Raw genomic sequence first — 957 nt, 5'->3', positions numbered from 1 at the left:
GGGTGGATTCCACCGATAATACCGATCCGTGTAATATCATTGTAACCCGCACATGGACCTTTACCGATAGCTGTGACAATACCACTTCGGTATCGCAGACCATTACCGTAGCCGATACGACGGCACCAGTGGCGCCTGCAGCCCCTGAAGATGTGACCGTTGAGTGTACCGATGAGATTCCTCCAATGATCGATCTGACCGCTACCGATAACTGTGATAGTAATATTACCGTAACAGGAGTCGATACCACAGATAATACCGATCCGTGTAATATCATTGTGACCCGTACATGGACCTTCACCGATAGCTGTGACAATACTGCTTCGGTATCACAGACCATTACTGTGGCCGATACGACGGCACCTACCTTTACTGCTCCGGATGACATCACCATTGAGTGTAATCAGGATGCTTCGGATCTTACACTAACCGGTGATGTAACTGATGAAGCCGATAACTGTGCTACAGGGCTTGAGGCTACCTTTACCGATGCCACTAATCCAGGGGCTTGTGCCAATGAATATACCATTATCCGTACCTGGACTCTGACCGATGATTGTGACAACACCACTATGTTAGAACAGACTATTAATGTCGTAGATACTACTGATCCTAGTATCGATACAACCAACTTAGAAAATCTATCCATCGAATGTGATGGTTCGGGCAATAACGATGCTATTACCAACTGGCTGGCCAATAACGCAGGCGCTACTGCTACTGATAACTGTGGCCAGGTAACATGGACTAACAATTATGGAGGTACGGTCTCTGATTGTGCCACTCCTATTGAGGTCATCTTTACCGCTACCGATGCTTGCGGTAATCAAGCGACCGTAACAGCTACCTATGCCATTACTGATAATACACCGCCTACCATCACCACTCCTGCAAGTGATCTGACCGTACAATGTGATGGAGCCGGGAATACTACAGCGCTTCAAAACTGGTTAGATA

The 957-nt window shown here is 47.1% G+C and carries 1 protein-coding gene; it reads left to right on the top strand.

The window, feature by feature from the left end; translation table 11 throughout:
* On the top strand, window positions 1-957 hold a 957-nt coding region (locus tag P278_RS16560), incomplete at both ends, for an HYR-like domain-containing protein (protein ID WP_449488589.1).

Origin of the sequence: Zhouia amylolytica AD3 (assembly GCF_000511935.2) — a bacterium.
Lineage (GTDB): Bacteria > Bacteroidota > Bacteroidia > Flavobacteriales > Flavobacteriaceae > Zhouia > Zhouia amylolytica.
Note: the sequence above shows the minus strand (reverse complement) of the source record. Positions and strands in the feature narration are given on the sequence as shown.